Source organism: Phenylobacterium sp. (genome assembly GCF_041913825.1).
Lineage (GTDB): Bacteria > Pseudomonadota > Alphaproteobacteria > Caulobacterales > Caulobacteraceae > Phenylobacterium.
The window spans coordinates 167,833-191,052 of record NZ_JAYSEO010000004.1 but is presented as its reverse complement, the minus strand read 5'-3'; the positions used below and the strand labels follow the sequence as shown (position 1 = coordinate 191,052).

Here is a 23,220-nt window from a genome sequence, read left to right as displayed (position 1 = left end):
ATGAGCCTGCGCCGCGCCCTCCGGACCGGGGTGGCGGCCGCCTGCATCGCAGGCCTGGCCGCGCCGACCGGCGCCGCCGCGCCCGGCGGCAGCGAGCGGTTCGCCCCGCGCGGGCCGCTGGACGTGCGCATCGCCCAGGCGCCGGAGTTCTCACGCGTCGAGTTCCACTGGTCCGGAGGCGCCAGGGCGGTGACGCGCCGCGACGGCCGCAAGCTGATCCTGACCTTCAGCCGCGACGCCGATCCCGACATCGCGCGCCTGCGCACCTCGCCGCCCAGGTGGCTGGAGGGCGCGGAGAAGCGTCACGTCTCGGGGCGGCTCGAGCTCACCCTGCTGCTCGCCGAGAACGCCGAGGCGAAGGTCGGCTCCGCCGACGGCGCCACCTACGTCAACGTGTTCGAGCGCCCGGCCGCGCCGGCGGAAGCCGCCAAGGTCGCCGAGGCCGCCCCGCCGCCGGTGGAGCCCGAACCGCCGCGGCCCAACCCCGTCCCGCGCGGCGGCGTGGTGCCCATGCAGGCCAAGGTCGCCAACGGCCAGGTCCTGCTGACCTTCGAGTGGGCCAATCCGGCCGGCGCCGCGGTGTTCCGGCGCGGCGGCTCCATCTGGGTGGTGTTCGACGCCCCGGCCAGGCTCGACGTCTCCAAGGCGCCGCTCGGCGTGCCGCAGTACTCGGGCATGGAGGCCGTTCGCGGCTCGGACTACGCCGCCGTGCGCATCGACGCGGCCCGCGGCGTGCCGGTGGCGGCCACGGCCGAAGGGGCGGTCTGGACCATCGCGCTCGGCAACGGCGGCCAGGCGGCGCCCTCGGTCGTCCGGGTCTCGCGCGACGCGGTGGAGGGGCCGCCGATCCTCAAGGCGGCGGTGGCCGGCGCCACGCGCGTGATCCGGCTGCCCGACCCGGCGGCCGGCGACGAGCTGAAGGTGGTCACCGCGCTGGGGCCCGCCAAGGGCGTGCCGCTGCGCCGCGACTTCGTCCAGCTCGCCCTGCTGCCGTCCGTCCAGGGCCTCGCCGTCGAGTCCTACGTGGACGACCTGCAGGTCACCCGGGAGGGCGACCTGGTCAGCATCGCGAACGGCCGCGGCCTGACGCTATCGCCCGACTGGGCGGTGAAGGCCCGTCAGGCCGAGAGCCTGGGCGCGCCGCGTCGCGCCGCCATGCCGGGCCTGATCGACCCCACCTGGTCGCAGACCGGCGAGCACGGCTTCCTCGCCCGCTACAATGCGCTCTTCACGGCGGCCACCGAGGAGGCGGCGAGCCAGGACAAGGGCGCGCCGGTCGCCGCCCAGCTCGCGCTCGCCCGGTTCCTGGTCGGCTCCGAACTGTCGTTCGAGGCCATCGGCGTGCTGAACGCCGCCATGCGCCGCCACCCGGAGCTGGCCGACAACGCCGAGTTCCGCGGCCTGCGCGGCATCGCCCGGGTCATGGCCCGCCGCTACAAGGAAGCCGAGGCCGACTTCTCGGCCCCGGTGCTGGCGGAGGATCCGTCGGCCTCCATGTGGCGCAGCTACGTCGCCGCCCAGCAGGCCCACTGGCCCGAGGCCCGGGCCCAGTTCGCCAAGGGCATCGAGGCCTTCTCGCAGTTCTCGCCCGTCTGGAAGGCGCGGTTCGCCCGCGGCGACGCCCAGGCGGCGCTTGCCATGGGCGACCTGCCGGGGGCCGAGGCCCGGATCAAGCTCGCCCTGGCCGACAAGACCGATTCCCTCGAGGAGCTCGCCACCCGGCTGGTGCAGGCCCGGCTGTTCGAGATGCAGGGCGACCGTGAGCGGGCGCTGCGCGTCTACCAGGCGGTGAGCCGCGCGCCGCTGGAATCGCTCTCCGCGCCGGCCATCCTGCGCGCCACCCAGATCCAGCTCGACACCGGCCGCGTGACGCCCGTCCAGGCCGCCCAGACCTTCGATGGCCTGCGCTACCGCTGGCGCGGCGACGCCACCGAGCTCGAGACCATCCGCGCGCTCGGCCAGCTCTACCTGGGCCAGGGCCGCTACCGCGAGGCGCTGGAGGCGCTGCGCTCGGCCGGGATGCGGCTGCCGGACCTGCCCGAGGCGGTGCAGCTCCAGAACGACCTCGCCGGCGCCTTCCGCAGCCTGTTCCTCGACGGCCTGGCCGACGGGCTGGAGCCCATCCAGGCGCTGGCCCTGTTCTACGACTTCAAGGAGCTGACGCCGATCGGCGCCGACGGGGACATGATGGTCCGCAAGCTCGTCCGCCGGCTGGTGGACGTGGACCTGCTCACCCAGGCCGCCGACCTCCTGAAGTACCAGGCCGACAACCGCCTGGACGGCGTGGCCCGGGCGCAGGTGGCCACCGACCTGGCGCTGATCTACCTGATGGACCGCAAGCCGGAGCAGGCGCTGCGGGCGATCAACGCGTCGCGCACCACCATCCTGCCGTCGGCGCTCAACGCCGAGCGGCGGCTCATCGAGGCGCGCGCCTGGACCGGCGTCGGCCGCTACGACGGGGCGCTGGAGATCATCGAGCGCGACACCTCCCGCGAGGCCCAGGAGCTGCGGGCCGAGATCACCTGGAAGCAGAAGAACTGGGCCGCCGCCGGCCCGCTGTTCGAGAAGTCGCTGGGCGACCGCTGGCGCCGGCCCGAGGCCCTGTCCAGCGAGGAGGAGGGCCGCCTGCTGCGGGCGGGCGTCGCCTACAGCCTGGCGGGCGACGAGGCGTCGCTCGCGAGGCTGGAGAGCCAGTACCGCGGCTTCTACGACCAGGCGCATAATCCCGAGGCGCTGCGCGTGGCGCTGACCGGCGTGCCGTCCGGCCGGCTCAGCGCCGCCGACTTCGGCCGCGTGGCCGCCGACAACGAGGTGTTCGCCGGCTGGGTCGCCCGGATGAAGGACCGCTTCCGCACCCGCCCGAGCCCGTCCACGCCGGCGGCGACCGCCAAGCAGGCGCCGACCAACGTCCCCCGGGGCCAGGCCGCGGCCTAGCGGGCCCTAGCCCCCGCCGCCGGCTCGCTGGAAGCTCTCCACGAGGCTGCCGCAGACCAGCCGCCAGCCATCCACCAGCACGAAGAAGATCAGCTTGAAGGGCAGGCTGATGGTCACCGGCGGCAGCATCATCATGCCCATGCTCATGAGCACGCTGGCGACGACCAGGTCGATCACCAGGAAGGGCACGAACAGCAGGAAGCCGATCTCGAAGGCGCGCTTCAGCTCGCTGATCATGAAGGCCGGCGTGACGACCCGCAGCGGCGTCTCCTGCACCGTCGCCGGGCGCGGGATGTTCGACAGCCGCACGAACAGCGCCAGGTCGTCCCGGTCCACCTGCGAGAGCATGAACTGCTTCACCGGCCCGCCGGCGGCGTCGAACGCCTCGGGCAGCTCGATCTGCTGGTCGAGCAGCGGCTTGATGCCTTCCTGGTAGGAGCGCTCGATGGTCGGGCCCATCACGATGGCGGTGAGGAACAGCGCCAGCGAGATGATCACCGAGTTGGGCGGGCTCTGCTGCAGGCCGAGCGCCGTGCGCAGGAGGGAGAGCACCACCACGATCCGCACGAACGAGGTGGTCATGATGACGATGGAAGGGGCCAGCGACAGCACCGTCAGCAGGCCGATGAGCTGGACCACGCGCTCGGTCAGGCCCGCGCCCGTGCCGAGGTCGATGTTCACCGCCTGGGCGGCTGCGGCCGCGGGGAAGATCAGGAAGCCGAGGGTGGTGATCAGCGAGATGCCGAACGCGCGGCGCCAGTCGTCCGCCGGCAGGGCGCGGATGGCCTTGAGCAGGTTGCGCATCAGGCCGGATCCTTCGGCGCCGCGACGCCCTCGGCCAGCACGCGCCCCTCGCCCAGCAGCAGCAGCATCTCCTGGCCGTCGCAGGACACCAGCACCAGCCGGCGGGTCGGATCGAGCACCAGGTTCTCGACAATGGCGAGTCGCCGCTCGGCTTTCGGACGGCTGAGTCGGGCCAGGGCGTCCGGGCCGAAGCGCCGCAGCGCCACCGCCCCCAGGCCGATTAGGCCGAGGGTCAGGGCGAGGGCGAAGATCGCCCGGAGCAGGAGAGGAAAATCCATGCAGCTTCTGCCACTTAGAGGGTTCTGAGCGGCATTCGGGGGTGAATCCCTTAATCGCTGATTAACCCTGTTTATTCACCATGTTCGACCATGGATATCGGCGACATCCCGCTGTTCTCGATGCTGCGCAACCGGCTGGGTTACCTGTCGGAACGGCAGAAGCTGATCGCGCAGAACGTCGCCAACTCCGACACTCCGGGATTCGCGCCCAAGGACCTGAAGGCGTTCAGCTTCCAGGCCCCGGCCCGGGCGCCCGCGCCGGGCCTCAAGCCGGCCGGCGTCCAGGCGGTGACCCACCCCGGCCACCTGGTCTCGCCCTCGGCCTCCAGCGCCGCGGCGCGGGGGTTCAAGACCACGAAGAGCGAGGTCGTGGAGACCACCCTCGACGGGAACGCGGTGTCCCTCGAGGAGGAGATGCTGAAGATGAGCGAGGCGCGCATGAGCTACGACGCCGCGATCAGCTTCTACCAGAAGTCCATGAACCTGCTGCGGATGGCGGCCCGGCCCCCGGGTCGCTGAGCGCAGAGCTGAAGGAGTAGCCCCCCATGGCTCCCCGTTCGATCGCCGGCGTCGCCCAGGCCGTGGCCGCTTCGGCCATGCGCGCCCAGCAGGCCCGCATGCGGGTCATCGCCGAGAACCTGGCCAACGCCAACTCCACCTCGCGGGTGGCCGGCGGCGACCCCTATCGCCGGCAGGCGCCGGTGTTCGAGCCCACCAAGGTGGCGGGCGCCCAGGGTGTGCGGATGACGGGCGTGCAGCCGGACCAGAAGCCCTTCAAGACCGAGTACGATCCCGGCGCGCCGGGGGCCGACGCGAACGGCTACGTGAAGCTGCCCAACGTCGATTCGCTGGTCGAGGCGCTCGACATGAAGGAGGCCCAGCGGGCCTACGAAGCCAACCTGAACGTCATCGAGACGGCGCGCGCCATGGAGATGCGCACCCTCGACCTCCTGAAGAAGTAGGAGCTAGCCCGTGATCAGCCCGCTCGCCGCCGCCAAGGCCTACGCCGCCACCCAGAAGACGATGGGCGTCGATCCCGGCCTGGGCGCCGGCGACGTGGGCGGCGTGGGCGGCTTCGGCGACATCCTGAAGTCGGCGATGACCGACGCGGTGAAGGCCTCGAAGCACGCCGAGACCCAGATGGCCGCCCAGGTGGCCGGCCGCGCCGAGCTGGTGGACGTGGTCACGGCCATCTCGGCCGCCGAAGCGAGCCTGGAGACGGTGATGGCCGTCCGCGACCAGGTGATCAGCGCCTACCAGGAAATCATGCGCATGCCGATCTGAGCGCGCGCGCTCGGGTCGCCGCCCCGGCGGGCGCGGGGCTACTTCACAGCCGCGCAGGCCACCCGCGCGCCCGCGCCGCCGATGGGCTGGCTCAGCTGGTCGTCCGCGGCGGCGTGGATCAGCACCGCCGAGCCGTCGGCGTCCTTCAGCTTGTCGAGGGTGATCAGGCTCGAGAACACCTCGGCCGCGCCGCGGCCGTCGCTGCCCACGTGCAGGTTCGGCAGGTCGCCGGTCTCGTTGGCCTTGGGATTCAGCAGGCCGTGGACCCGGTCGCCGCCCGGGTGGGTGTGGCCGCCGGCCGAGGTGAAGTCGGACTTCGAGCAGTCGGCCTTCTCGTGGAAGTGCAGGCCGTGCCAGCCCGGCGTCAGGCCGCTGGCCTCCACCCGCATCAGCACCCCCTTGGGCGCGGGCGTCAGCGTCACCTTGCCGATCGTCGCGCCGGCGCCGTTCTTCAGCTCGGCGGTGGTGGCGGCGGGGGCCTGAGGTGCGGGCGTCTGAGGGGCAGGGGTCTGGGCGACGGCGGCGGACCCCACGACGAGGGCGGCGGCGGCGGCGCCGAACAGCTTCAGGGCGGTCATCGAAAACTCCGTACGCGTTGGGGGAGGGCGAACCCTACAGAGCATGCTACCCGTTGGCCATGGCAGGGGCGGTGATCGAGCTCTCGGGGGTCGGCAAGCGCTACGGCGCGCAGGCGGCGCTCGCCGAGGTGTCGCTGGCGGTGCAGCCAGGCGAGTTCGTCGCCCTGGTCGGCGGCTCGGGCTCGGGCAAGACCACCCTGCTCAAGACCATCAACCGTCTGGTTCGCCCCGACGTGGGCGCCGTGCGCGTCCAGGGCGAAGACGTGGCGGCCGCCGAGCCGCACCGGCTGCGCCGGCGGATCGGCTACGTCTTCCAGGAGGTGGGCCTGTTTCCGCACCTGACCGTGGCCGAGAACATCGGGGTCACGCCCCGCCTGCTCGGCTGGAACGGCCCGCGGATCGCCCGCCGCACCGCCGAGCTGCTCGACCTGGTGGCGCTGCCGCAGGCGATGGCCGAGCGGACCCCCGACGCGCTCTCGGGCGGCCAGAGGCAGCGGGTCGGCGTCGCCCGTGCGCTCGCCGCCGAGCCCGCCGTGCTGCTGATGGACGAGCCGTTCGGCGCGCTCGACCCGCTCACCCGCGACCAGCTCGGCGCCGACGTTCGCGCCCTGCACGAGCGGCTCGGACTGACTACGGTGATGGTCACCCACGACATCGCCGAGGCGGTGCTGCTCGCCGACCGCATCGTGGTGCTGAAGGCCGGCCGGGTGCTGGCCGACGGCGCGCCCGCCCGGCTGCTGGCCGAGGCCGCCGACCCGGACGTCCGGGCGCTGCTGCAGGCTCCGCGGCGCCAGGCCGAGCGGCTGCGCGAGAGGCTCGGCGGATGAACCCGCGGCTGGCCGAGGCCTTCGCCCTGCTGCCGGACTACCTCGGCTGGCACGTGCTGCTGTCGGCCAGCGCCCTCCTGCTGGGCGTGGCGATCAGCCTGCCCCTGGCGATCGGCGCGGCCCGCAGTCCGCGGCTGCGCTGGCCGGTGCTGGCGCTCGCCAGCCTCGTCCAGACCATCCCGAGCCTGGCGCTGCTGGCGCTGTTCTATCCCCTGCTGCTGGCGGTCTCGGCGTTCAGCGCCGCGCTCCTCGGGCGCGGGTTCTCGGCCCTGGGCTTCCTGCCGTCGCTCCTCGCGCTGACGCTCTACTCCATGCTGCCGGTCCTGCGGAATGGTGCGGCGGGCATCCTCGGCGTCGACCCTGCGGTGCGCGAGGCCGCCGACGGCGTCGGCATGACCTCCGGCCAGAAGCTGCTGCAGGTGGAGCTGCCGCTCGCCGCCCCGGTCATCATGGCGGGGGTGCGCACCGCCGCGGTCTGGACGATCGGGGCGGCGACCCTCTCCACCCCGGTCGGACAGACCAGCCTCGGCAACTACATCTTCGCCGGCCTGCAGACCGAGAACTGGGTGTTCGTGCTGTTCGGCTGCGCAGCCTCCGCCGCCCTCGCGCTGACCGCCGACCAGCTCCTGGGACTGGTGGAGTCCGGCGTGCGCCGCCGCAGCCGGGCGCGCGTGCTGACCGGCGGTCTGGGGCTGCTGCTGGGCGTCGTCCTGGCGGTTTCGCCGCTGGTCAGCCTCGGCCGCCCGGCCGCCTACGTCGTGGGCGCCAAGAATTTCTCCGAGCAGTACATCCTGGCCGAGCTGATCTCCGGGCGCATCCAGCGGACGGGCGCCGAGGTCGGCCGCCGCGAGAACCTCGGCTCCTCCATCGCCTATTCGGCCCTCGCGGCCGGCGAGCTCGACGTCTACGTGGACTACTCCGGCACGCTCTGGACGAACGTGCTCGGCCGCACCGACAACCCGGGCCGAGCGGGCGTCCTGCGCGAGCTCACCGCGGAGCTGAAGCGCCGCGACGGCGTCGTCGTCCTGGGCTCGCTCGGCTTCGAGAACGCCTACGCCTTCGCCATGCGGACGGACCGCGCCCGGGCGTTGGGGATCGCCTCCATCGCCGACCTCGCCGCCCGTGGGCCTGGGCTCACCCTCGGCTCCGACCTGGAATTCCTGTCGCGGCCCGAGTGGCGGGCCGTGGAGGCCGCCTACGGCCTGCGGTTCCGCGCCGCCCGGTCCTACCAGCCCACCTTCATGTACCGGGCGCTCGCGGGCGGCGAGGCCGACGTGATCAGCGCCTTCTCGTCCGACGGGCGCATCGCCGCCGACCGGCTCACCGTGCTGACCGACCCCAAGGGCGCGATCCCGCCGTACGACGCCGTGATCCTGGTCTCGCCCCGGCGCGCTGACGACGAGCGGCTGCTGGACGCGCTGCGCCCGCTGGTCGGCGCGATCTCCGTGGAGGCCATGCGCGCCGCCAACTACAGCGTCGACCGAGACACGGGGAAGGCCTCGCCCGCCGCGGCCGCGCGGGCGCTGGATGGGGCGCTCGCGGCGGGCGCAGGGGATCCGCCCCGCCGTTAACCATTTAGCCCTTCGTTAACCATGCGGGACGAGGCTGCGACCGACGGCGCCCCGCGCCGATTCCGTAAGCTTTCCGCGAGGTCCCCATGAACGGCGCCGAGGTTCTGGACGTCGGCCGCGACGCCATCTGGCTCACAATCCAGCTCTGCGCGCCGGTGCTCATCGTCGGGCTGGTCGTGGGCGTGGGCATCGGCCTGCTGCAGGCGCTGACCCAGATCCAGGAGCAGACGCTGGTGTTCGCCCCGAAGATCGTGGCGATCTTCGTCTCCCTGCTGGTGTTCCTGCCGCTCATGGGCGCGCTGATGAGCGGCTTCATGCGGCACATCGCGGCCCGCATCTCGGCGATGTAGGGCAGGCCGCGCGGCCGCCATGGAATCCTACGCCACAGCCCAGCAGGTCTACGCCGCCGGCCTGCTGTTCGCGCGGCTTGCCGCCATCGTCATGCTGATCCCCGGCATCGGCGAGGGCTTCATCCCCGCGCGCGTGCGCATGTCGCTCGCCTTCGTCCTGGCGCTGACCCTGTTTCCGGTGATCGGCCCCAGCGTGCCCGCCATCCCCATGGCGCTCAGCGGCGTGGCCGGCGCGGTGATCAAGGAGACCATGATCGGCCTGATCATCGGCGGCATCCTGCGGCTGTTCATGTCGTCCCTGGCGGCGGCCGGCGAGATCGTTTCCATCCAGACGACGCTGGCCTTCTCCCAGACCGCCAACCCGATGCAGGCCCAGCCCTCGACGACGCTCGGCACCTTCCTGGGGCTGATCGGCATCCTGCTCGTGATGACCACCGGCCTGCACCACCTGTTCATCAGCGCCATCGTGAAGTCCTATCAGCTGTTCCCCTTCACCAAGCCGGTGATGGTGGCCGACGCGACCCAGTTGGCCATCGAGACGGTGGGCAAGTCCTTCGCGCTCGGCCTGCAGCTCGCCGCGCCCGTGCTGGTGTTCTCGCTGATCTTCAATATCGCGGTCGGCGTGGTCGGCCGCGTGATGCCGCAGTTCCAGGTGTTCTTCGTCGCCACTCCGCTGATGGTGCTGGCCGGCCTCTCGGTCTTCGCCCTGTCGCTCGGCGTGGTCGGCGTCGTCTGGACCGATCGCTACCGCGACCTCTTGAGCCGCTTCGGGTGACGCATGGCTGAAGAGAACGACGGCGCATCGAAGACAGAAGAGCCTACTCCGCGAAAGCTCGAGCAGGCCCGGGCCAAGGGCGACGTCCCCAAGACCCAGGACCTGCCGCAGTTCCTGTCCTTCTTCGCGGTGGCCGGCGTGCTGGCGATCTCCGGCGGCTGGATGGCGCGCAACCTGGCGCTGGAGCTCCTGCCGTTCATCGCCGACGCCGACGGCTTCGACCTCTCCGGCCATTCCGGCGTCGGCGTCGCGCGGCGGGCGGCGATGGCGGCGGCGCCGATCATCCTGATCGTCCTGGCCGCGGCGGCCTTCGCGGGCGCGGCCGGCAACCTCGTTCAGACCGGGCTGATGTTCACGCCCGACAAGCTGAAGCCGGAGTGGAGCAAGCTCTCGCCCATGCAGGGGCTGAAGCGCCTGTTCGGCCTCGACGCGCTCATGCAGTTCGTGAAGGGCGTGGTGAAGATTATCATCGTCGGCGCGCTGGTCTGGTGGATCCTCAAGCCGCACCTCGGCGCCATGACCAAGCTGGCCAGCATGGAGGTGGCGATGATCCTGCCGATCACCTCCGACATCCTGCGCCGGCTGGTGTTCGCGGTCTGCGGCCTGCTCCTGGTGGTCTCCGGCGCCGACTGGTTCTGGCAGAAGCAGCGCTTCATGGTCCGGATGCGGATGACCAAGGAGGAGCTGAAGGAGGACTTCAAGCAGTCCGAAGGCGACCCGCACGTGAAGGCGCGCCAGAAGCAGATCCGCCACACGCGCGCCCGCCAGCGGATGATGCAGGCGGTGCCGAAGGCGACGGTGGTGGTGATGAACCCGACCCACTACGCCGTCGCGCTCAAGTACGTGCAGGGCGAGGACGAGGCGCCCCAGTGCGTCGCCAAGGGCCTCGACAGCCTCGCCCTGAAGATCCGCGCCATCGCCGAGGAGTCCGGCGTGCCGGTGGTGGAGGACCCGCCGCTGGCCCGCGCCCTCTACGCGGCTGTGGAGGTGGAGGAGATCATCCCGCCGGCGCACTACGAGGCGGTGGCCAAGATCATCGGCTTCATCCTGAACGGCGGCCGCAAGGCCGAACGCCGCGCGCGGCCCCTGTGAGGCGGGCCTGTGACAATGCGGCCGCTGTGAGAGAATGCGTATGAGTGATTCGATAGAGTTCGCCGTCCACCGTCCGGAGACGCCGTCGCGCGCCATGGCCGAGCGCCAGCCCAAGCGCCGCGGGTTCGACCCGCTCACCGCCGCCGCCGTGGTGTTCTTCCTGCTGGCCGTGGGCCTGGCGGCGACGCCGGCGCTGAACGCCGGGCCGACGACGCTCGCCGGCCTGCTGCTGCTGATCGGCCTGGCGGGCGTGGCCTGCCTCGGCCTGTTCGTGATGCGCGGCTCGGCCGACCCGGTGAGCGAGAGCGAGCCCGGCGCCGACAAGCTGATCGAGGCCCTGCCCGAACCCTCGGCCATCGCCGGCGCCGACGGGCGTGTCCATGCCGCCAACGCCGCCTGGAGGAAGACCCTGGGCGCCGCCACCCGCCTGCCGAAGGGCGGCGCGTCGGGCGCCAGCCTGTTCGCCGCGCTCGCCGCCGCCCGCCGGGGCGAGACCGGCCGGGCGGTGATCAAGACCAACGGCGCCGAGCACGAGGCCCTGGTCTCGCCGCTGGGCGCGCGCCGCTTCCTCGTGCGCGTCGCCGACCATCCCCCGACGCTGGCCCTGCCGGCCGCGGCGCTGGAGGTGATCCAGGCCGTCTCCACCGCCAAGAGCCCGCCGCCCAAGGTGCTCGACGCCTTCGCCGCCGCCTCGCCGTTCGGCGCGGCCCTGCTGGACGGAGAGGACCCGTTCGAGGCGAAGATCCTGGAGGCCAACCCGGCGCTGAAGGCGGTGGCCGGCGCCGGCGAGGTCGGCCAGGCGTTCGGCGAGCTGATCGATCCCGCCTCGCGCGCCGACGCCGCCCAGCGACTGGCGGCGGGGAACCAGGTGGGCGCACTCGAGGTGCGGCTGGCGCAGGATCCCGCGCGCATCGCACACCTCTATCTCTCGAAGTCGGACGGCCGCTGGGTCGCCTACCTGGTGGACGTCTCCGAGCAGAAGCAGATCGAGCTGCAGCTCGCCCAGTCGCAGAAGATGCAGGCCATCGGCCAGCTCGCCGGCGGCGTCGCCCACGACTTCAACAACCTGCTGACCGCGATCTTCATGCAGCTCGACGTGCTGGCCTCGCGCCACCCGGTGGGCGACCCCTCCTACGAGGGCCTGAACGAGATCCGCCAGACCTCCACCCGCGCCGCCGACCTGGTGCGCAAGCTGCTGGCCTTCTCGCGCAAGCAGACGGTCCAGCGCGAGGTGCTCGACCTGGGCGAGCTGATCAGCGAGTTCGAGGTCCTGCTGCGCCGCGTGCTCTACGAGGACGTGAAGCTGGTCACCGACTACGGCCGCAACCTGCCGCAGGTGAAGGCCGACCGTGGCCAGCTCGAGACGGCGGTGATGAACCTCGCCGTCAACGCCCGCGACGCCGTGCGCGCCCACGGCGGCGGCCAGGTGAAGATCCGCACCGCGCGCCTCACCCAGGAGCAGGCCCAGCAGATGGGCTATCCCGGCGCCCAGGGCGACCAGGCGCTCATCGAGGTCTCCGACGACGGTCCCGGCATAGCGCCCGAGATCATGGAGAAGATCTTCGAACCCTTCTTCACCACCAAGCCGGTGGGCGAGGGGACGGGCCTCGGCCTCGCCACCGTCTACGGCATCGTCAAGCAGTCGGACGGCTGGATCAGCATCGACTCCCGTCCGGGCGAGGGCGCGGCCTTCCGCATCTTCCTGCCGGTGCACGTGCCGTCGGCCGTGCAGCCGCCGATCCAGCCCGTCCAGCCGAAGCGGCCGGTGGCGCGGGACCTCTCGGGCGCCGGGCGCATCCTGTTCGTCGAGGACGAGGACGCGGTGCGCGGCGTGGCCGCCAAGCTGCTCCGCGCCCGCGGCTACGAGGTCATCGAGGCGGCCTCGGGCGAAGAGGCCCTGGAGCTCGCCGAGGAGCACGCCGGCCAGATCGACCTGATGATCTCGGACGTGGTCATGCCCGGGATGCAGGGCCCCGACCTGCTGAAGCAGGCCCGCGGCTACCTGGGCGCGGCGCCGGTGATGTTCATCTCCGGCTATGCCGAGAGCGAGTTCTCCGACCTGCTGGAGGGCGAGACCAACGTCTCCTTCCTGCCCAAGCCGATCGACATCAAGACGCTCGCCGAGCGGGTGAAGCAGGAGCTGCAGAAGGCGGCCTGAGCCTGCGGCGCCCGCGCCCTTGCCTCGGCGCGCCGGCGGCTCCAATGATCGCCCTCCATGTCCGACGAGCCCCGCGTGTCCGAGCCTGCTGCCAAGACCCTCAGCCTGTCCGACGCCTTCGGGCGCGCCGTCGCCGCCGTGCAGTCGGGCCGGCTGGGCGAGGCCGAGGCGCTCTACCGCGCCATCCTCAAGGCCGCGCCTGCGCCGGAGGCGTTCCGCAACCTGGGCCTGCTGCTGGAGAGCCAGGGCCGCACCACCGAGGCCGAGAGCGTCTATCGCGCGGCCCTGGAGGCGAAGCCGGACGACATGGTCGCCCAGCTCAATCTCGCCGTCCTGCTGCTGCGCGACGGCCGCTACGCCGAGGCCTGGCCGCTGTACGAGAGCCGCTTCGCCCGGCCCGACGCCTTCCCGAAGCCCAAGCTGTCGTTCCCCGAGTGGCAGGGCGAGCCCGTCCGCTCGCTGCTGATCTGGCACGAGCAGGGCCTGGGCGACCAGATCCAGTTCGCCCGCTACGCCCCCGCGCTGAAGGCGCAGGGCGTGGACGTGACCCTGGTCTGCAACCCCGCGCTCACGCGGCTCTTCGAGCCGCTCGGCGTCCATCTGATCCCGACGGAAGGCAAGGTCAGCCTGCCGCGTCACGACGCCTGGGTGATGTCGGCCTCGCTGCCGTACCGCCTCGGCACGACGCTGGAGACCATCCCACCGGCCCCCTACCTGCCGGCCCGGCTGCAGGGCGCGGGGATCGGCCTGGCCACCCAGGGCAACCCTCGCCATCCGAAGCACGCCCAGCGCGCGCTGTCTGCCGACGCCGTGGCGGCGCTGCACGCCCTGCCGGGCGCCGTCAGCCTGCATCCGGAGGACACCGGCGCCCGCGACATGGCCGACACCGCGCGGCTGATCGAGAGCCTGGAGCTGGTCATCAGCATCGACAGCAGCGTCGCGCACCTGGCCGGAGCCATGGGCAAGCCGTGCTGGCTGCTGCTGCCGCAGCCGGCCGACTGGCGCTGGCTGCGCGACCGCAGCGACAGCCCCTGGTACCCGTCCATGCGGCTGTTTCGGCAGGCTACGCCCGGCGACTGGACCGGAGTGATCGCCGACGTGCGCCGGGCGCTGGAGGCGCGGGGCTGAGCCCAAGCAATGGAGGATCCCATGAGCCATCGCCTGCCGGCCAGGGCCCGCCCAGCAGAGGCGCTGGGCGCGGGGACGGCGGGCGCGCTCGCCGTGGGCGCGCTGGCGCTCGGCGCCCTGGCCCTGGGGGCGCTGGCCATCGGCCGGCTGGCGGTCGGCCGGATGACGGTCCGCCGGCTCAGGATCGGCCGCCTGGAGGTGGACGAGCTCGTCGTCCGCAAGGTGAGCCCACCGAAGCGGGACCGATAGATCCCCGTTAGGCGCCGTGGAAAGCTCAATCTTTTCCGAGAGCCTAAAACATATTCAGAGAAAAACCTTGAATTGAGCGGGGATTGTCTCCATCTTCGCTCAATCAAATCTCGAACCGGCTCGCCTGCCGATCTGGCCGATCCTTAGCGGTCTTCGCCAGAAACGCCTTCCGACCCTACCCGAAAATTTGATCTCGCCGCCCGCGTTGGGTGCGAGAACTCGTGTCCGGAAAGGGACGACAATGCAAAACGGTACCGTGAAGTGGTTCAACCCCACCAAGGGCTTCGGCTTCATCCAGCCTGACGACGGCGGCAACGACGTGTTCGTGCACATCTCGGCCGTCGAACGCGCCGGCCTCGGCAGCCTGCACGAAGGCCAGAAGCTCGGCTTCGAGCTGGAGCGCGACCAGCGCAGCGGCAAGATGTCGGCCGGCAGCCTCCAGGCTGCTTAGCCTCACACGGGCGGGGCGCGGTCCAAGCGGACCGCGCTCCTCTCCGGAGCCCCGGCCATGAGCCACCAGTACGACGCCCGCCCGGATCGCTCCGGCTGGACCGTCTTCGACCGCTCGACGGGCGAGACGGTGGTGCTGGCCCGGGCGCTCCAGTCCGGCCTCGGCTGGATGGACGCCGCCGACCTCCTGGAACGGCTCAACCGGCGCCGCCTGGCCGGCGATCGGAGCATCCTGTAATGAGCCCGGACCAGCAGCACCGCTGCACCGTCCAGCAAGCCGCCGACGGCGCGCCGTTCCTGGCCTTCGAGCCTTCGACCGGCGCGGTGTCCTCCTACAGCTGCTCGCTGTTCACCCTCGACCTTCGGCCCGGCGTCAGCCTGGCGGAGGCGGAGCGCCTGGCTCGCGAGATCAATCAGGTGCTTTGGGGCGTTTCCACTACGATCTTCTAGGGCGATCCCGCCCGATCACGCCGCCGGACGGAGTCCAGGATGTCGATCCAGAAGTCGGAACAGCGCGCGGTCGAGTACCGCGTCCGCGCCGAAGCCGCCAACGCCGCGGCCGAGGCGTGCGAGCTGGCCCGTCCCCGCGAACAGCACGAGGCCGCTGCGGCGGTCTGGACGCAACTCGCCGTGGCCGAGGAACGCCGCGCCGCCGACCGGCTGATCTTCCTGGGCGCGGCGGACCGCGCCCCCGGCGACGAGGCCTGAAGGACCCCATGAAGAACGCTCTCAAGGACGGCTTCGCCGACCGGCTGCAGACCTCGCGGGACGCCCGCCAGGCCCTGCTCGCCAAGTTCCAGCCGAAGCCGACCGTCACCGACCCGCGGATCGCCGACCGCGTGGCCGAGCGCGCCGCCGCGCTGGCCCGTGTCCGGCAGGACCGCGTGGAGGCCCGCGCGGCCCGCAAGCAGGCGGCCGCCGACGCCATCGAAGCCGCCAACGCCGCCGTCCAGGCGGCCGAGGCCGCCGCCCTCGACCTCAAGCGCGGCGAGCGCAAGGAGCGCAAGGCGCTGACCAAGGCCGAGGCCAAGGCCAAGCGCGACGCCCGTTACGCCGCCCGCAAGGCCCGCCGCTAGCGGGACCCCCTTACCCCCTGAAGACAGAAAGGACCGCCCTTGGCGAAAGAAGACCTCGTTGAATTCGAAGGGCAGATCACAGAGCTGCTGCCCGAAGGCCGTTTCCGGGTGCGCCTGGAGAACGACCACGAGATCCTGGCCTACACGGCCGGGCGCATGAAGAAGAACCGCATCCGCTCCATGGTCGGCGACCGCGTCACCGTCGAGATGACGCCCTACGACATGGACCGCGGCCGCATCACCTTCCGGCACAAGCCCGAAGGCGCCCGCATCGGCTCCGGCGCCCCGCGTCCGCAGTACCGCCGGCGCTGAGCCTGAGAGGAGGGGCCATGAGCCTCACCGAAGCCGAAGTCCACGCGCTGCGGAACCTCGCCCGGAAGGGCGACGGGGTCGCGGCGCCCTTCGTCAACATCGCCGACGCGCGCCGGCTGACCGATCTTGGTTACGCCCGGCGCAGCCGGCAGGGCTGGGACATCACCGCCGCCGGGACTGCGCTCCTGGCGACGCTCGCGCCCGACGCGCCGCCGCCCGGCGGCGACGTGCTGCCCTTCTGATCGGCCTCAGCCCGCCGGCCGCTGCGCCACCACCGGCGGGATCCAGCCGGGCTCCAGCGCCTTCGCCGGGTGCGAGGCCGTCACCTGGCCCATGAACGGCGGCCACACCTCGTATCCGAGCAACTGCTTCAGCCGCGGCGACATCGCCGCTACCTGCTCGCGCGGGACCCCCAGGTAGAAGTTCTCCTGCGTCCGGGCCCACGGCTCGCAGTACTGGTTGGTGAAGGCCAGGCGCGGCGCGTCCGAGCGGTTGGCGCCGCCCCGGTGCAGCAGCGTGCCCGCGAACACCACCGCCGCCCCGGACGGGATCTCCATCGGCGTGAGCCGCCGCTCCACCTCGGCCCGGTCGTTCGGCCGGTCGGGCGCGCCATTGTCGCCCCAGAGGTGGCTGCCCGGCACGATCTCGGTGCCGCCGTTCTGCGCCGTGAAGGCGTCCACCGCCACGATGACCGTATAGCTGATCGCCGGCCGTGGCCGCGGGACTCGGTAGAAGCCGTCGTCCACGTGCAGGTCCTGCGCCGTCTCGCCCGGATAGATGCAGATCGCCTGGCTCGCCGTGAGCAGGAAGCCCGGCTGCAGGAACCGGGAGAGGAGCGCCATCAGCCGCGGCTCCTCGGTGAGCTCCTCGAACACCCTGCCGCGCGCCACCAGGGTGTAGACCCGCTCGGTGCGGAAGCCCTCGAAGTCGTTCCGGCCGTGATGGCGGCCGAGGTAGGGCGCGAGCCCATCCCGCACCGCCGCCACCGTGTCGGCGTCCAGGAAATCCTCGATGACCGTGTAGCCCTGCTCGCGGAGGCGCGCGGTGTGCGCGTCCACGTCGAAGCGGCGCGTGGCGACGTCCATGCCTGCGTCCTCCCTGGCCGGAAGCCTACACCCCTGACGCAACGGCGGTTAGCCGTTCTGGAAGCCGCTTCAGAGGCGCTCGCTTGCGCCGCCGCCGGCCGGGGCGGATGCTGCCCGGCGAAGATGGAGAGCTCCCAATGGCCCAGTCGCTCAGGATCCGCCGCGTGGCCGGCGCGCTCGGCGCCGAAATCTCCGGCGTCGACCTCGCGCAGGAGCTCCCCGACGAGATCATCGCCAGGATCCGCCACGCCCTCGTCGAGCACCAGGTGGTCTTCTTCCGCGACCAGGAGCTGACGCCCGCCGCCCAGGTGGCGTTCGGCCGCCGCTTCGGCCCGCTCAACATCCATCCCTTCGTCCAGGGCATGGCCGGCCAGCCCGAGGTGATGGAGATCGTCAAGGAGCCGCAGGACAAGGTGAACTTCGGCGGCGGCTGGCACTCCGACATGAGCTTCCTCGAGACCCCGGCGATCGGCTCGATCCTCTATGCCGTAGAGGTGCCCGAGTTCGGCGGCGACACCCTGTTCGCCAGCCAGGCGGCCGCCTACGACGCGCTGTCGCCGGGCCTGAAGACGACGCTCGAGACGCTGAGCGCCGTCCACTCCGCGAGCCGCGAGTATTCGGCCAAGGGTCACTCCGCCCAGAAGCGCGCCGGCATGCAGGTGGCCGAGGCCGACGGCTACGTGGGCGAGTACGTCCATCCGGTGGTGCTCACCCACCCCGAGACCGGCCGCAAGGCGCTCTACGTGAACCCGGCCTTCACGCTGCGCATCGACGGCTGGAAGACGAGCGAGAGCAAGGCCCTGCTCGACTACCTGTTCAACCATTGCCGCTACGAGGGCTTCACCTGCCGCTTCACCTGGGCCGAGGGCTCGGTGGCGTTCTGGGACAACCGCTCGGTCTGGCACTTTGCGCTGAACGACTATCCCGGCCAGCGCCGCCACATGCGGCGCGTGACCGTGGACCCCTGGCCGGCCATGGCCGAGCAGGCGCGGGAGGCGGAGCTCGCCGCCGCCCGCTGACCGCCTCAGAGGATGAAGTCGCTGGCGTACAGGCTGAGGCCGCCGTTGATCGCCAGGTAGAGGTCCGGCTGCCGGTCGCCGTCGACGTCGGCGTAGATGTCCGTCGTGTAGGCCACGCCGTTGATGACCAGGTTGCTGTAGCGCAGCTCGCCGGCCTGGCCGCTGAACTCCGAGCGCCCGATGAAGCGGAAGGCCTGGTCGCCGTCGCGGTTCCAGTTGGCGTCGATGCCCTGCAGGTCGATGCGGTCGCCGTGGTTGAAGTCCATCATGGTGTCGACGTAGCTGTTGCCCTGGGCGCGGATCGTGTTCCACTCGAACACGTCGAGACCGGCGCCCCCCCACAGCTCGTCGCCCCCGTAGCCGCCGAGGATCCGGTCGGCGCCGTCGCCGCCGTTCAGCGTGTCCCGGCCCGCGCCGCCGTCGAGGGTGTCGGAGCCTTCGTTGCCGTTCAGCCGGTCGTCGCCGTCGCCGCCGTTCATCACGTCGTTGCCGGCCCAGCCGGCCGCGACGTCGTCGCCGCCGCGCATGTAGAAGACGTCCGCACCGGCCGTGCCGTGCCGGTTGTCGTTGCCGGGGCCGCCGTCGATCCGAGCCATTTCCGTCCCTCACAATTCCAGGTGGTGGTGCTGCACCAACCGTCAGTGTGCCGAGCTGTTCCGGCCTCAAATGAGGTCATTTCGTGGACGCGCCGCCACACTTCGGCGGCGTCAGGCGCGCAGGTACGCCGCCACGCCCTCGCCGGCCGCCACGCCCGAGGCGAAGCAGGCCTGCAGCAGGTAGCCGCCCGTGGGCGCCTCCCAGTCCAGCATCTCGCCGGCCACGAAGACGCCCGGCCGGTCCTTCAGCATCAGGCGCTCGTCCAACGCGTCGAGCCGCAGCCCGCCCGCGGAGGAGATCGCCCGCTCCAGCCCCTGGACCCCCGCGACCTCCAGCGGCGCGGACTTGATCAGCCGGGCGAGGGGGCCGGGTTCGACGGGCAGATCCTTGCCGGCGGCCTCCCGCAGCAGATTCACCTCCACGGGTGACAGGTTCAGCGCCTTGCGCAGATGGTTGGCCAGGCTCTCGCCCTTGCGGGGCCGCGCCAGCCGGTCGGTGAGCCGGCCCACCGTCTGGTCCGGCCGGAGGTCGACGCGCACTGTGCAGGGCGCGGCGTCGCGCACGGTCGCCGAGAGCGCATAGACCGCGCCGCCCTCCAGGCCATAGCGGGTCACCACCGCATCCCCGCGGCTCGCATCCTCGCCGAGGCTCAGGGCGACGTTCTTCAGCGGCTGGCCCTCGAAGCGGTCGCGGAACATCGCGCTCCAGGCCACGTCGAAGCCGACGTTGGCCGGCCGGAACGGTTCCGCGGGCCCGAGCCGCTCGGCCCAGCGCCCGTCGGAGCCCAGCCGCGGCCAGGATGCGCCGCCCATCGCCAGCACGGTCGCGTCGGGCCGCACGCGCGTCTCGCCCTCGGGGGTGCGGAAGGCGAGGGCGCCGTCCGCATCCCAGCCCAGCCACTCATGCCGCGTGCGCACCTCCACCCCCAGGTCGGCGAGGCGCCGCAGCCAGGCGCGCAGTAGGGGCGAGGCCTTCAGCGCCTTTGGGAACACCCGGCCTGACGAGCCCACGAAGGTCGGCTGGCCCAGCGCTTCGGCCCAGGCCACCAGCGCCTTCGGGGGAAAGGCCTCGACCAGCGGCCGCAGCCGCCCGGCGGCCGGACCGTAGCGGCGCAGGAACGCTTCGAAGTCCTCCGAGTGCGTCAGGTTCAGCCCGCCGCGGCCCGCCATCAGGAACTTGCGCCCGACCGAGGGCATGCGCTCGTAGACCGTGACGGCGAGCCCCGCCTTGCCCAGGGTCTCGGCGGCCATCAGCCCCGCGGGGCCGCCGCCGACCACGGCGACCGTCTGCGTCACACCCCGGCCATGGCGAGCAGCGCCGCGAGGCCGACGGCCTGGCCGCGCACCGACTGGGTCTTCTCCAGGTCGATCCACTCGTCCGGGGCGTGCGCCCGGCCGCCCGTGCCGCCCGAACCGATGGTCACCGCCGGGATGCCCAGGCTGATCGGCATGTTGGAGTCGGTGGAGCTCGCGCCCAGCACCGGGGTGTAGCCGGCGGCCTGCACCGCGGCCTTGGTCACCCGCACGATCTCGGCGTCCTCCCGGGTCGAACCCGTCGGCCGGTCGCCGATCAGCTTCACGTCGGCGCTGACCTCGCCGAAGCGCGTGTTGCGGGCCTTGTTCTCCGCGGAGACGGCGCCCTTCACGATCTGCAGGAACTGGCCGTCCAGCTTGGCCAGTTCCTCGGCGCTCTCCGAGCGCATGTCGACCTCGAGCCAGATGGACTCCGGGATCGAGTTCACGCTGGTGCCGCCGCCGACCACGCTGGTCGCATAGGTGGTCTTCGGCTTGGCCGGCGTGGTCAGCTTGTTCATCTCCACCACCGTGGTCCCCATGGCGGCCATGGGGTTCACCACGCCGTAGGCGCCATAGCTGTGGCCGCCTGGGCCCTTGAAGGTGACGCGGTAGCGCCGCGAGCCCACCGCGCCATAGGTCACCCGCTCGGCGGCGGTGCCGTCCATGGAGAAGAAGGCGCGGATGCGGTCCTTGTACTTGCCCTTGGTGAACAGGTAGCGGACGCCCCGCAGGTCGCCCGGGCCTTCCTCGCCCACGTTGCCGACGAACAGGATGTCGCTCTTGGTCTTGATCTTGGCGGCGTCGAGCGCCCGGACATAGGCCAGCAGCACCGCCAGCGAATGGGTGTCGTCGCCCACGCCCGGGGCGTGCAGCTTGGTCCCCTCGCGGCGGACCTTCACGTTGGTGCCTTCCGGGAAGACGGTGTCCAGGTGGGCGGCGATGACCACCACCTTGCCGCCAGCCGGGCCCGTGCCGCGGCGCAGGCCCATGACGTTGCCCTCCGCGTCCATCTCGACCTCGGTGAGGCCGTGCGCCTTGAGCAACTCCATATAGGCGCGGGCGCGGGCCTCCTCCTTGAACGGCGGGGCGGGGATCTCGGTCAGCTTGATGGTGTCCTCGACCGTGCGGGCGTGGTCCTGGTCGAGCTTCGCCACCGCCGCCTTGAACGGCGCGCTGGCCACCAGCCGCTGGACGCCCTGTTCCGGCGTGGCGCCGCGGGTCTGGGCGAGCGCGCCCGTGCTCAGGGAGAGGGCCAGGGCGGCGGCGAGCGCGTAACGCGGCGCGGTGAACATCGGTCTGGAATCCTTGCTCGAATGCGGCCGCATATGAGCCGATCCCACTGCCCAGGACCAGCATCCGAGGGGCGGTCCTTGCGCATTACCGGAATTTAACGGGGCGAGCCTTGCCGGCGCCTTGCGGGCGTGCACGGGCGCCCCTTAAGCCTTTCGGTCACAAATGTAACACCGGGGGGACGCTCATGCTGAGCCGCCGCAATCTCCTGCTGTGCGCCGGCGCGGGCCTGACGCTTGCCGGCTGCGCCACTGCCGACGCCCCGCCGCCCCCGCCCCAGGCCGCCGCGGCCCCGCCGCCGCCGGCGCCGCCCAGCGCCGAGCAGCAGCTCACCGCCTTCCTCGACGACGTCTTCCAGGAGGCGCTCAAGGAGAGCCCCGAGCTCGTCACCTCGCTCGGCCTCGACAAGGGCGAGCGCGCCGCCGCCAAGTCTCAGCTCCACGACGGCTCGCTCGAGGCGCTCGACCGCCGCCGCCGGCGCAACGCCGAGATGCTGGCCCGCCTGAAGCGCATCGACCGCGCCCAGCTCTCCGGCATGTCGGCCGTGAACTACGACAGCATGCTCTACGGCATGGAGGTCCAGGCCGAGGCGGACGCCCGGTTCCAGTACGGCGGGGAGGGGGCCGGCGCGCCCTATGTCCTCTCCCAGATCACCGGCGCCTGGTCCGAGATTCCCGACTTCCTCTCGGCCCAGCACACCGTCGAGACCCGCGAGGACGCAGAGGCCTACGTCTCGCGCATGGAGGCCTTCGCCCGGCTGATGAGCCAGGAGGTGGAACGCGTGCGCCGCGACGCCGGCCTCGGCGTCATCCCGCCGGACTACGCCATCAAGGGCGCCATCGCCCAGATGAAGGTGCTGCGCGCGCCGGCCGCCCAGTCCAGCCTGATCCGCAACCTCACCGACCGCACCACGGCCAAGGGCATCGCGGGCGACTGGCGGGGCGAGGCGACCCGGGTCTACGAGGCCGCGGTGGTCCCGGCCATCGACCGACAGATCGCGCTGCTCGAGAGCCTGCTGCCCAGGTCGACCCACGACGCCGGCGTCTGGAAGCTCCCCGATGGCGAGGCCTATTACGCGCTCGCCCTGCGCGGTCAGACGACCTCCAACATGACGCCGCAGGAGGTCCACCAGCTCGGCCTCGAGGTCACCCGCGAGCTGCACGCCCGCGCCGACGTCCTGTTCAGGAAGATCGGCTACACCAAGGGCGGCGTCGGCCAGCGTTACGACCGCCTCTACAAGTCGAAGAAGGGCGTCTATCCGAACACCGACGCCGGCAAGGCCCAGCTCGTCGCCGAGCTGAACAAGCTGGTGAAGAAGATGGAGGCGCGCCTGCCCGAGCAGTTCGCCACGCTTCCCAAGGCGCCGCTGGAGATCCGCCGCATCCCCAAGGAGACCGAGCAGGGCGCCTCGACCCACTACAGCGAGGGCAGCCTCGACGGCTCGCGGCCGGGGATCTACTGGATCAACCTGCGGGACACGGCCGAGGCGCCCTACTGGTTCATGCCCACCACCACGATCCACGAGGGCGTGCCGGGCCACCACATGCAGATCTCCATCCAGCGCGAGGCCGACCTGCCGATGATCCGGCGGGTGATGACCTACGGCGCCTATGTGGAGGGCTGGGCGCTCTACACCGAGCAGGTGGCCCAGGAGATGGGCTTCTACGAGGGCGATACCCTGGGCGAGCTTGGCTACATCCACGACGCCCTGCTGCGCTCCGGCCGCCTCGTCACCGACACAGGCCTGCATCACCTGCGCTGGAGCCGGGAGAAGGCGATCACCACCCTCTCCGACATCGACGGCGACCCGCCGTCGCTCTCGGCCCAGGAGATCGAGCGCTACTCGGTCTGGCCGGGCCAGGCCTGCAGCTACATGGTCGGCAAGGTCACCATCCTGCGCCTGCGCGAGAAGGCCAAGGCGGCGCTCGGGCCCCGCTTCGACGTCCGCGCCTTCCACGACGCCGTGCTGCTGTCGGGCTCCATGCCGCTGACCGTCCTCGAAGCCCGCGTCGACCAGTTCATCGCCGCCTCCCGGGCCTAGGAAGAAACTCCGTCATCAGTGTCGAGT

General features: G+C 71.8%; 27 protein-coding genes and 1 pseudogene. 21 read left to right on the top strand and 7 right to left on the bottom strand.

Features of this window, described 5'->3' with window-relative positions; all coding sequences use genetic code 11:
• A complete protein-coding gene (locus ACE3Q8_RS04555) occupies positions 1 to 2,934 on the top strand; it encodes an endoglucanase (protein WP_374469050.1) in 2,934 nt (977 codons plus the stop codon).
• 6 nt (positions 2,935 to 2,940) lie between these two features.
• Here ACE3Q8_RS04555 and fliP read toward each other — a convergent pair whose 3' ends face one another.
• Complete coding sequence (gene fliP / locus ACE3Q8_RS04550; RefSeq protein ID WP_374469049.1) at positions 2,941 to 3,738, bottom strand: flagellar type III secretion system pore protein FliP; 798 nt, start codon at positions 3,736 to 3,738, stop codon at positions 2,941 to 2,943.
• On the bottom strand, positions 3,738 to 4,016 hold the full coding sequence (locus tag ACE3Q8_RS04545) for a flagellar biosynthetic protein FliO (RefSeq protein ID WP_374469048.1): 279 nt from the start codon (positions 4,014 to 4,016) through the stop codon (positions 3,738 to 3,740). The genes fliP and ACE3Q8_RS04545 overlap by 1 nt, the downstream gene beginning before the upstream one ends.
• Before the next feature lie 90 nt (positions 4,017 to 4,106).
• On the opposite strand from ACE3Q8_RS04545, the gene flgB reads away from it, so the two are divergent.
• From flgB to fliE, 3 genes are all read left to right on the top strand, one after another.
• A complete protein-coding gene (gene flgB / locus ACE3Q8_RS04540) occupies positions 4,107 to 4,535 on the top strand; it encodes a flagellar basal body rod protein FlgB (protein WP_374469047.1) in 429 nt (142 codons plus the stop codon).
• Between the two features lie 26 nt (positions 4,536 to 4,561).
• Positions 4,562 to 4,978, top strand: a complete 417-nt coding sequence (gene flgC, locus ACE3Q8_RS04535) for a flagellar basal body rod protein FlgC (RefSeq protein WP_374469046.1) — start codon at positions 4,562 to 4,564, stop codon at positions 4,976 to 4,978.
• Between the two features lie 61 nt (positions 4,979 to 5,039).
• A complete protein-coding gene (gene fliE, locus ACE3Q8_RS04530) occupies positions 5,040 to 5,300 on the top strand; it encodes a flagellar hook-basal body complex protein FliE (RefSeq protein ID WP_374469107.1) in 261 nt (86 codons plus the stop codon).
• Between the two features lie 38 nt (positions 5,301 to 5,338).
• On the opposite strand, the gene ACE3Q8_RS04525 is transcribed toward fliE, so the two are convergent.
• Positions 5,339 to 5,863, bottom strand: coding sequence for a superoxide dismutase family protein (locus ACE3Q8_RS04525; RefSeq protein WP_374469106.1), 525 nt, complete (start codon positions 5,861 to 5,863; stop codon positions 5,339 to 5,341).
• A 74-nt stretch (positions 5,864 to 5,937) separates the two neighbouring features.
• Here ACE3Q8_RS04525 and ACE3Q8_RS04520 point away from each other — a divergent pair, with 74 nt between their 5' ends.
• The 15 genes and pseudogenes from ACE3Q8_RS04520 (at position 5,938) to ACE3Q8_RS04450 (ending at position 16,108) form a co-directional block, all read left to right on the top strand.
• Entirely contained in the window at positions 5,938 to 6,705 is a 768-nt protein-coding gene (locus tag ACE3Q8_RS04520) for an ATP-binding cassette domain-containing protein (RefSeq protein ID WP_374469105.1), read from the top strand.
• On the top strand, positions 6,702 to 8,276 hold the full coding sequence (locus ACE3Q8_RS04515) for a glycine betaine ABC transporter substrate-binding protein (RefSeq protein ID WP_374469045.1): 1,575 nt from the start codon (positions 6,702 to 6,704) through the stop codon (positions 8,274 to 8,276). The genes ACE3Q8_RS04520 and ACE3Q8_RS04515 overlap by 4 nt, the downstream gene beginning before the upstream one ends.
• An 86-nt stretch (positions 8,277 to 8,362) precedes the next feature.
• Positions 8,363 to 8,626, top strand: a complete 264-nt coding sequence (fliQ, locus tag ACE3Q8_RS04510; protein WP_374469044.1) for a flagellar biosynthesis protein FliQ — start codon at positions 8,363 to 8,365, stop codon at positions 8,624 to 8,626.
• Positions 8,627 to 8,645: 19 nt separating this feature from the next.
• Positions 8,646 to 9,401 (top strand): flagellar biosynthetic protein FliR, encoded by a 756-nt coding sequence (gene fliR / locus ACE3Q8_RS04505; protein ID WP_374469043.1) that lies wholly within the window; start codon positions 8,646 to 8,648, stop codon positions 9,399 to 9,401.
• Between the two features lie 3 nt (positions 9,402 to 9,404).
• Positions 9,405 to 10,493 carry a flagellar biosynthesis protein FlhB gene (gene flhB, locus ACE3Q8_RS04500; protein WP_374469042.1) on the top strand — a complete coding sequence of 363 codons (1,089 nt, stop codon included), beginning with the start codon at positions 9,405 to 9,407 and terminating at the stop codon, positions 10,491 to 10,493.
• A 94-nt stretch (positions 10,494 to 10,587) separates the two neighbouring features.
• Complete coding sequence (cckA, locus tag ACE3Q8_RS04495; RefSeq protein ID WP_374469104.1) at positions 10,588 to 12,651, top strand: cell cycle histidine kinase CckA; 2,064 nt, start codon at positions 10,588 to 10,590, stop codon at positions 12,649 to 12,651.
• A gap of 57 nt (positions 12,652 to 12,708) precedes the next feature.
• On the top strand, positions 12,709 to 13,779 hold the full coding sequence (locus ACE3Q8_RS04490) for a tetratricopeptide repeat protein (protein WP_374469041.1): 1,071 nt from the start codon (positions 12,709 to 12,711) through the stop codon (positions 13,777 to 13,779).
• Between the two features lie 21 nt (positions 13,780 to 13,800).
• On the top strand, positions 13,801 to 14,028 hold the full coding sequence (locus ACE3Q8_RS04485) for a hypothetical protein (RefSeq protein ID WP_374469040.1): 228 nt from the start codon (positions 13,801 to 13,803) through the stop codon (positions 14,026 to 14,028).
• 241 nt (positions 14,029 to 14,269) lie between these two features.
• A complete protein-coding gene (locus ACE3Q8_RS04480; RefSeq protein WP_374469039.1) occupies positions 14,270 to 14,479 on the top strand; it encodes a cold-shock protein in 210 nt (69 codons plus the stop codon).
• A 57-nt stretch (positions 14,480 to 14,536) separates the two neighbouring features.
• Entirely contained in the window at positions 14,537 to 14,716 is a 180-nt protein-coding gene (locus ACE3Q8_RS04475) for a hypothetical protein (protein ID WP_374469038.1), read from the top strand.
• The gene (locus tag ACE3Q8_RS04470; RefSeq protein WP_374469037.1) at positions 14,716 to 14,928 is read left to right on the top strand and encodes a hypothetical protein; all 213 of its coding nucleotides are present in this window, start codon (positions 14,716 to 14,718) and stop codon (positions 14,926 to 14,928) included. Before ACE3Q8_RS04475 ends, ACE3Q8_RS04470 begins: the two co-directional genes overlap by 1 nt.
• 39 nt (positions 14,929 to 14,967) lie before the next feature.
• Entirely contained in the window at positions 14,968 to 15,186 is a 219-nt protein-coding gene (locus ACE3Q8_RS04465) for a hypothetical protein (protein ID WP_374469036.1), read from the top strand.
• Positions 15,187 to 15,194: 8 nt separating this feature from the next.
• Positions 15,195 to 15,554 carry a DUF6481 family protein gene (locus ACE3Q8_RS04460; RefSeq protein WP_374469035.1) on the top strand — a complete coding sequence of 120 codons (360 nt, stop codon included), beginning with the start codon at positions 15,195 to 15,197 and terminating at the stop codon, positions 15,552 to 15,554.
• Positions 15,555 to 15,593: 39 nt separating this feature from the next.
• A pseudogene (gene infA, locus ACE3Q8_RS04455) lies at positions 15,594 to 15,809 on the top strand (translation initiation factor IF-1); the annotation flags it as partial.
• A gap of 74 nt (positions 15,810 to 15,883) precedes the next feature.
• Positions 15,884 to 16,108, top strand: coding sequence for a hypothetical protein (locus ACE3Q8_RS04450; protein WP_374469034.1), 225 nt, complete (start codon positions 15,884 to 15,886; stop codon positions 16,106 to 16,108).
• A 6-nt stretch (positions 16,109 to 16,114) separates the two neighbouring features.
• On the opposite strand, the gene ACE3Q8_RS04445 is transcribed toward ACE3Q8_RS04450, so the two are convergent.
• Positions 16,115 to 16,951 (bottom strand): phytanoyl-CoA dioxygenase family protein, encoded by an 837-nt coding sequence (locus tag ACE3Q8_RS04445; protein ID WP_374469033.1) that lies wholly within the window; start codon positions 16,949 to 16,951, stop codon positions 16,115 to 16,117.
• A gap of 137 nt (positions 16,952 to 17,088) precedes the next feature.
• Here ACE3Q8_RS04445 and ACE3Q8_RS04440 point away from each other — a divergent pair, with 137 nt between their 5' ends.
• Positions 17,089 to 17,970, top strand: a complete 882-nt coding sequence (locus ACE3Q8_RS04440; protein ID WP_374469032.1) for a TauD/TfdA dioxygenase family protein — start codon at positions 17,089 to 17,091, stop codon at positions 17,968 to 17,970.
• A 5-nt stretch (positions 17,971 to 17,975) separates the two neighbouring features.
• Here the strand turns inward: ACE3Q8_RS04440 and ACE3Q8_RS04435 are convergent, their stop codons facing one another.
• The 3 genes from ACE3Q8_RS04435 to ACE3Q8_RS04425 all read right to left on the bottom strand — a co-directional run bounded on the left by ACE3Q8_RS04435 (position 17,976) and on the right by ACE3Q8_RS04425 (position 21,154).
• A complete protein-coding gene (locus tag ACE3Q8_RS04435) occupies positions 17,976 to 18,566 on the bottom strand; it encodes a M10 family metallopeptidase C-terminal domain-containing protein (RefSeq protein ID WP_374469031.1) in 591 nt (196 codons plus the stop codon).
• A 111-nt stretch (positions 18,567 to 18,677) separates the two neighbouring features.
• Positions 18,678 to 19,862 (bottom strand): NAD(P)/FAD-dependent oxidoreductase, encoded by a 1,185-nt coding sequence (locus ACE3Q8_RS04430; RefSeq protein ID WP_374469030.1) that lies wholly within the window; start codon positions 19,860 to 19,862, stop codon positions 18,678 to 18,680.
• Positions 19,859 to 21,154, bottom strand: coding sequence for a M20/M25/M40 family metallo-hydrolase (locus tag ACE3Q8_RS04425; protein WP_374469029.1), 1,296 nt, complete (start codon positions 21,152 to 21,154; stop codon positions 19,859 to 19,861). Before ACE3Q8_RS04425 ends, ACE3Q8_RS04430 begins: the two co-directional genes overlap by 4 nt.
• 185 nt (positions 21,155 to 21,339) lie before the next feature.
• On the opposite strand from ACE3Q8_RS04425, the gene ACE3Q8_RS04420 reads away from it, so the two are divergent.
• Positions 21,340 to 23,193, top strand: a complete 1,854-nt coding sequence (locus ACE3Q8_RS04420; RefSeq protein WP_374469028.1) for a DUF885 family protein — start codon at positions 21,340 to 21,342, stop codon at positions 23,191 to 23,193.
• Positions 23,194 to 23,220: the final 27 nt, after the last annotated feature.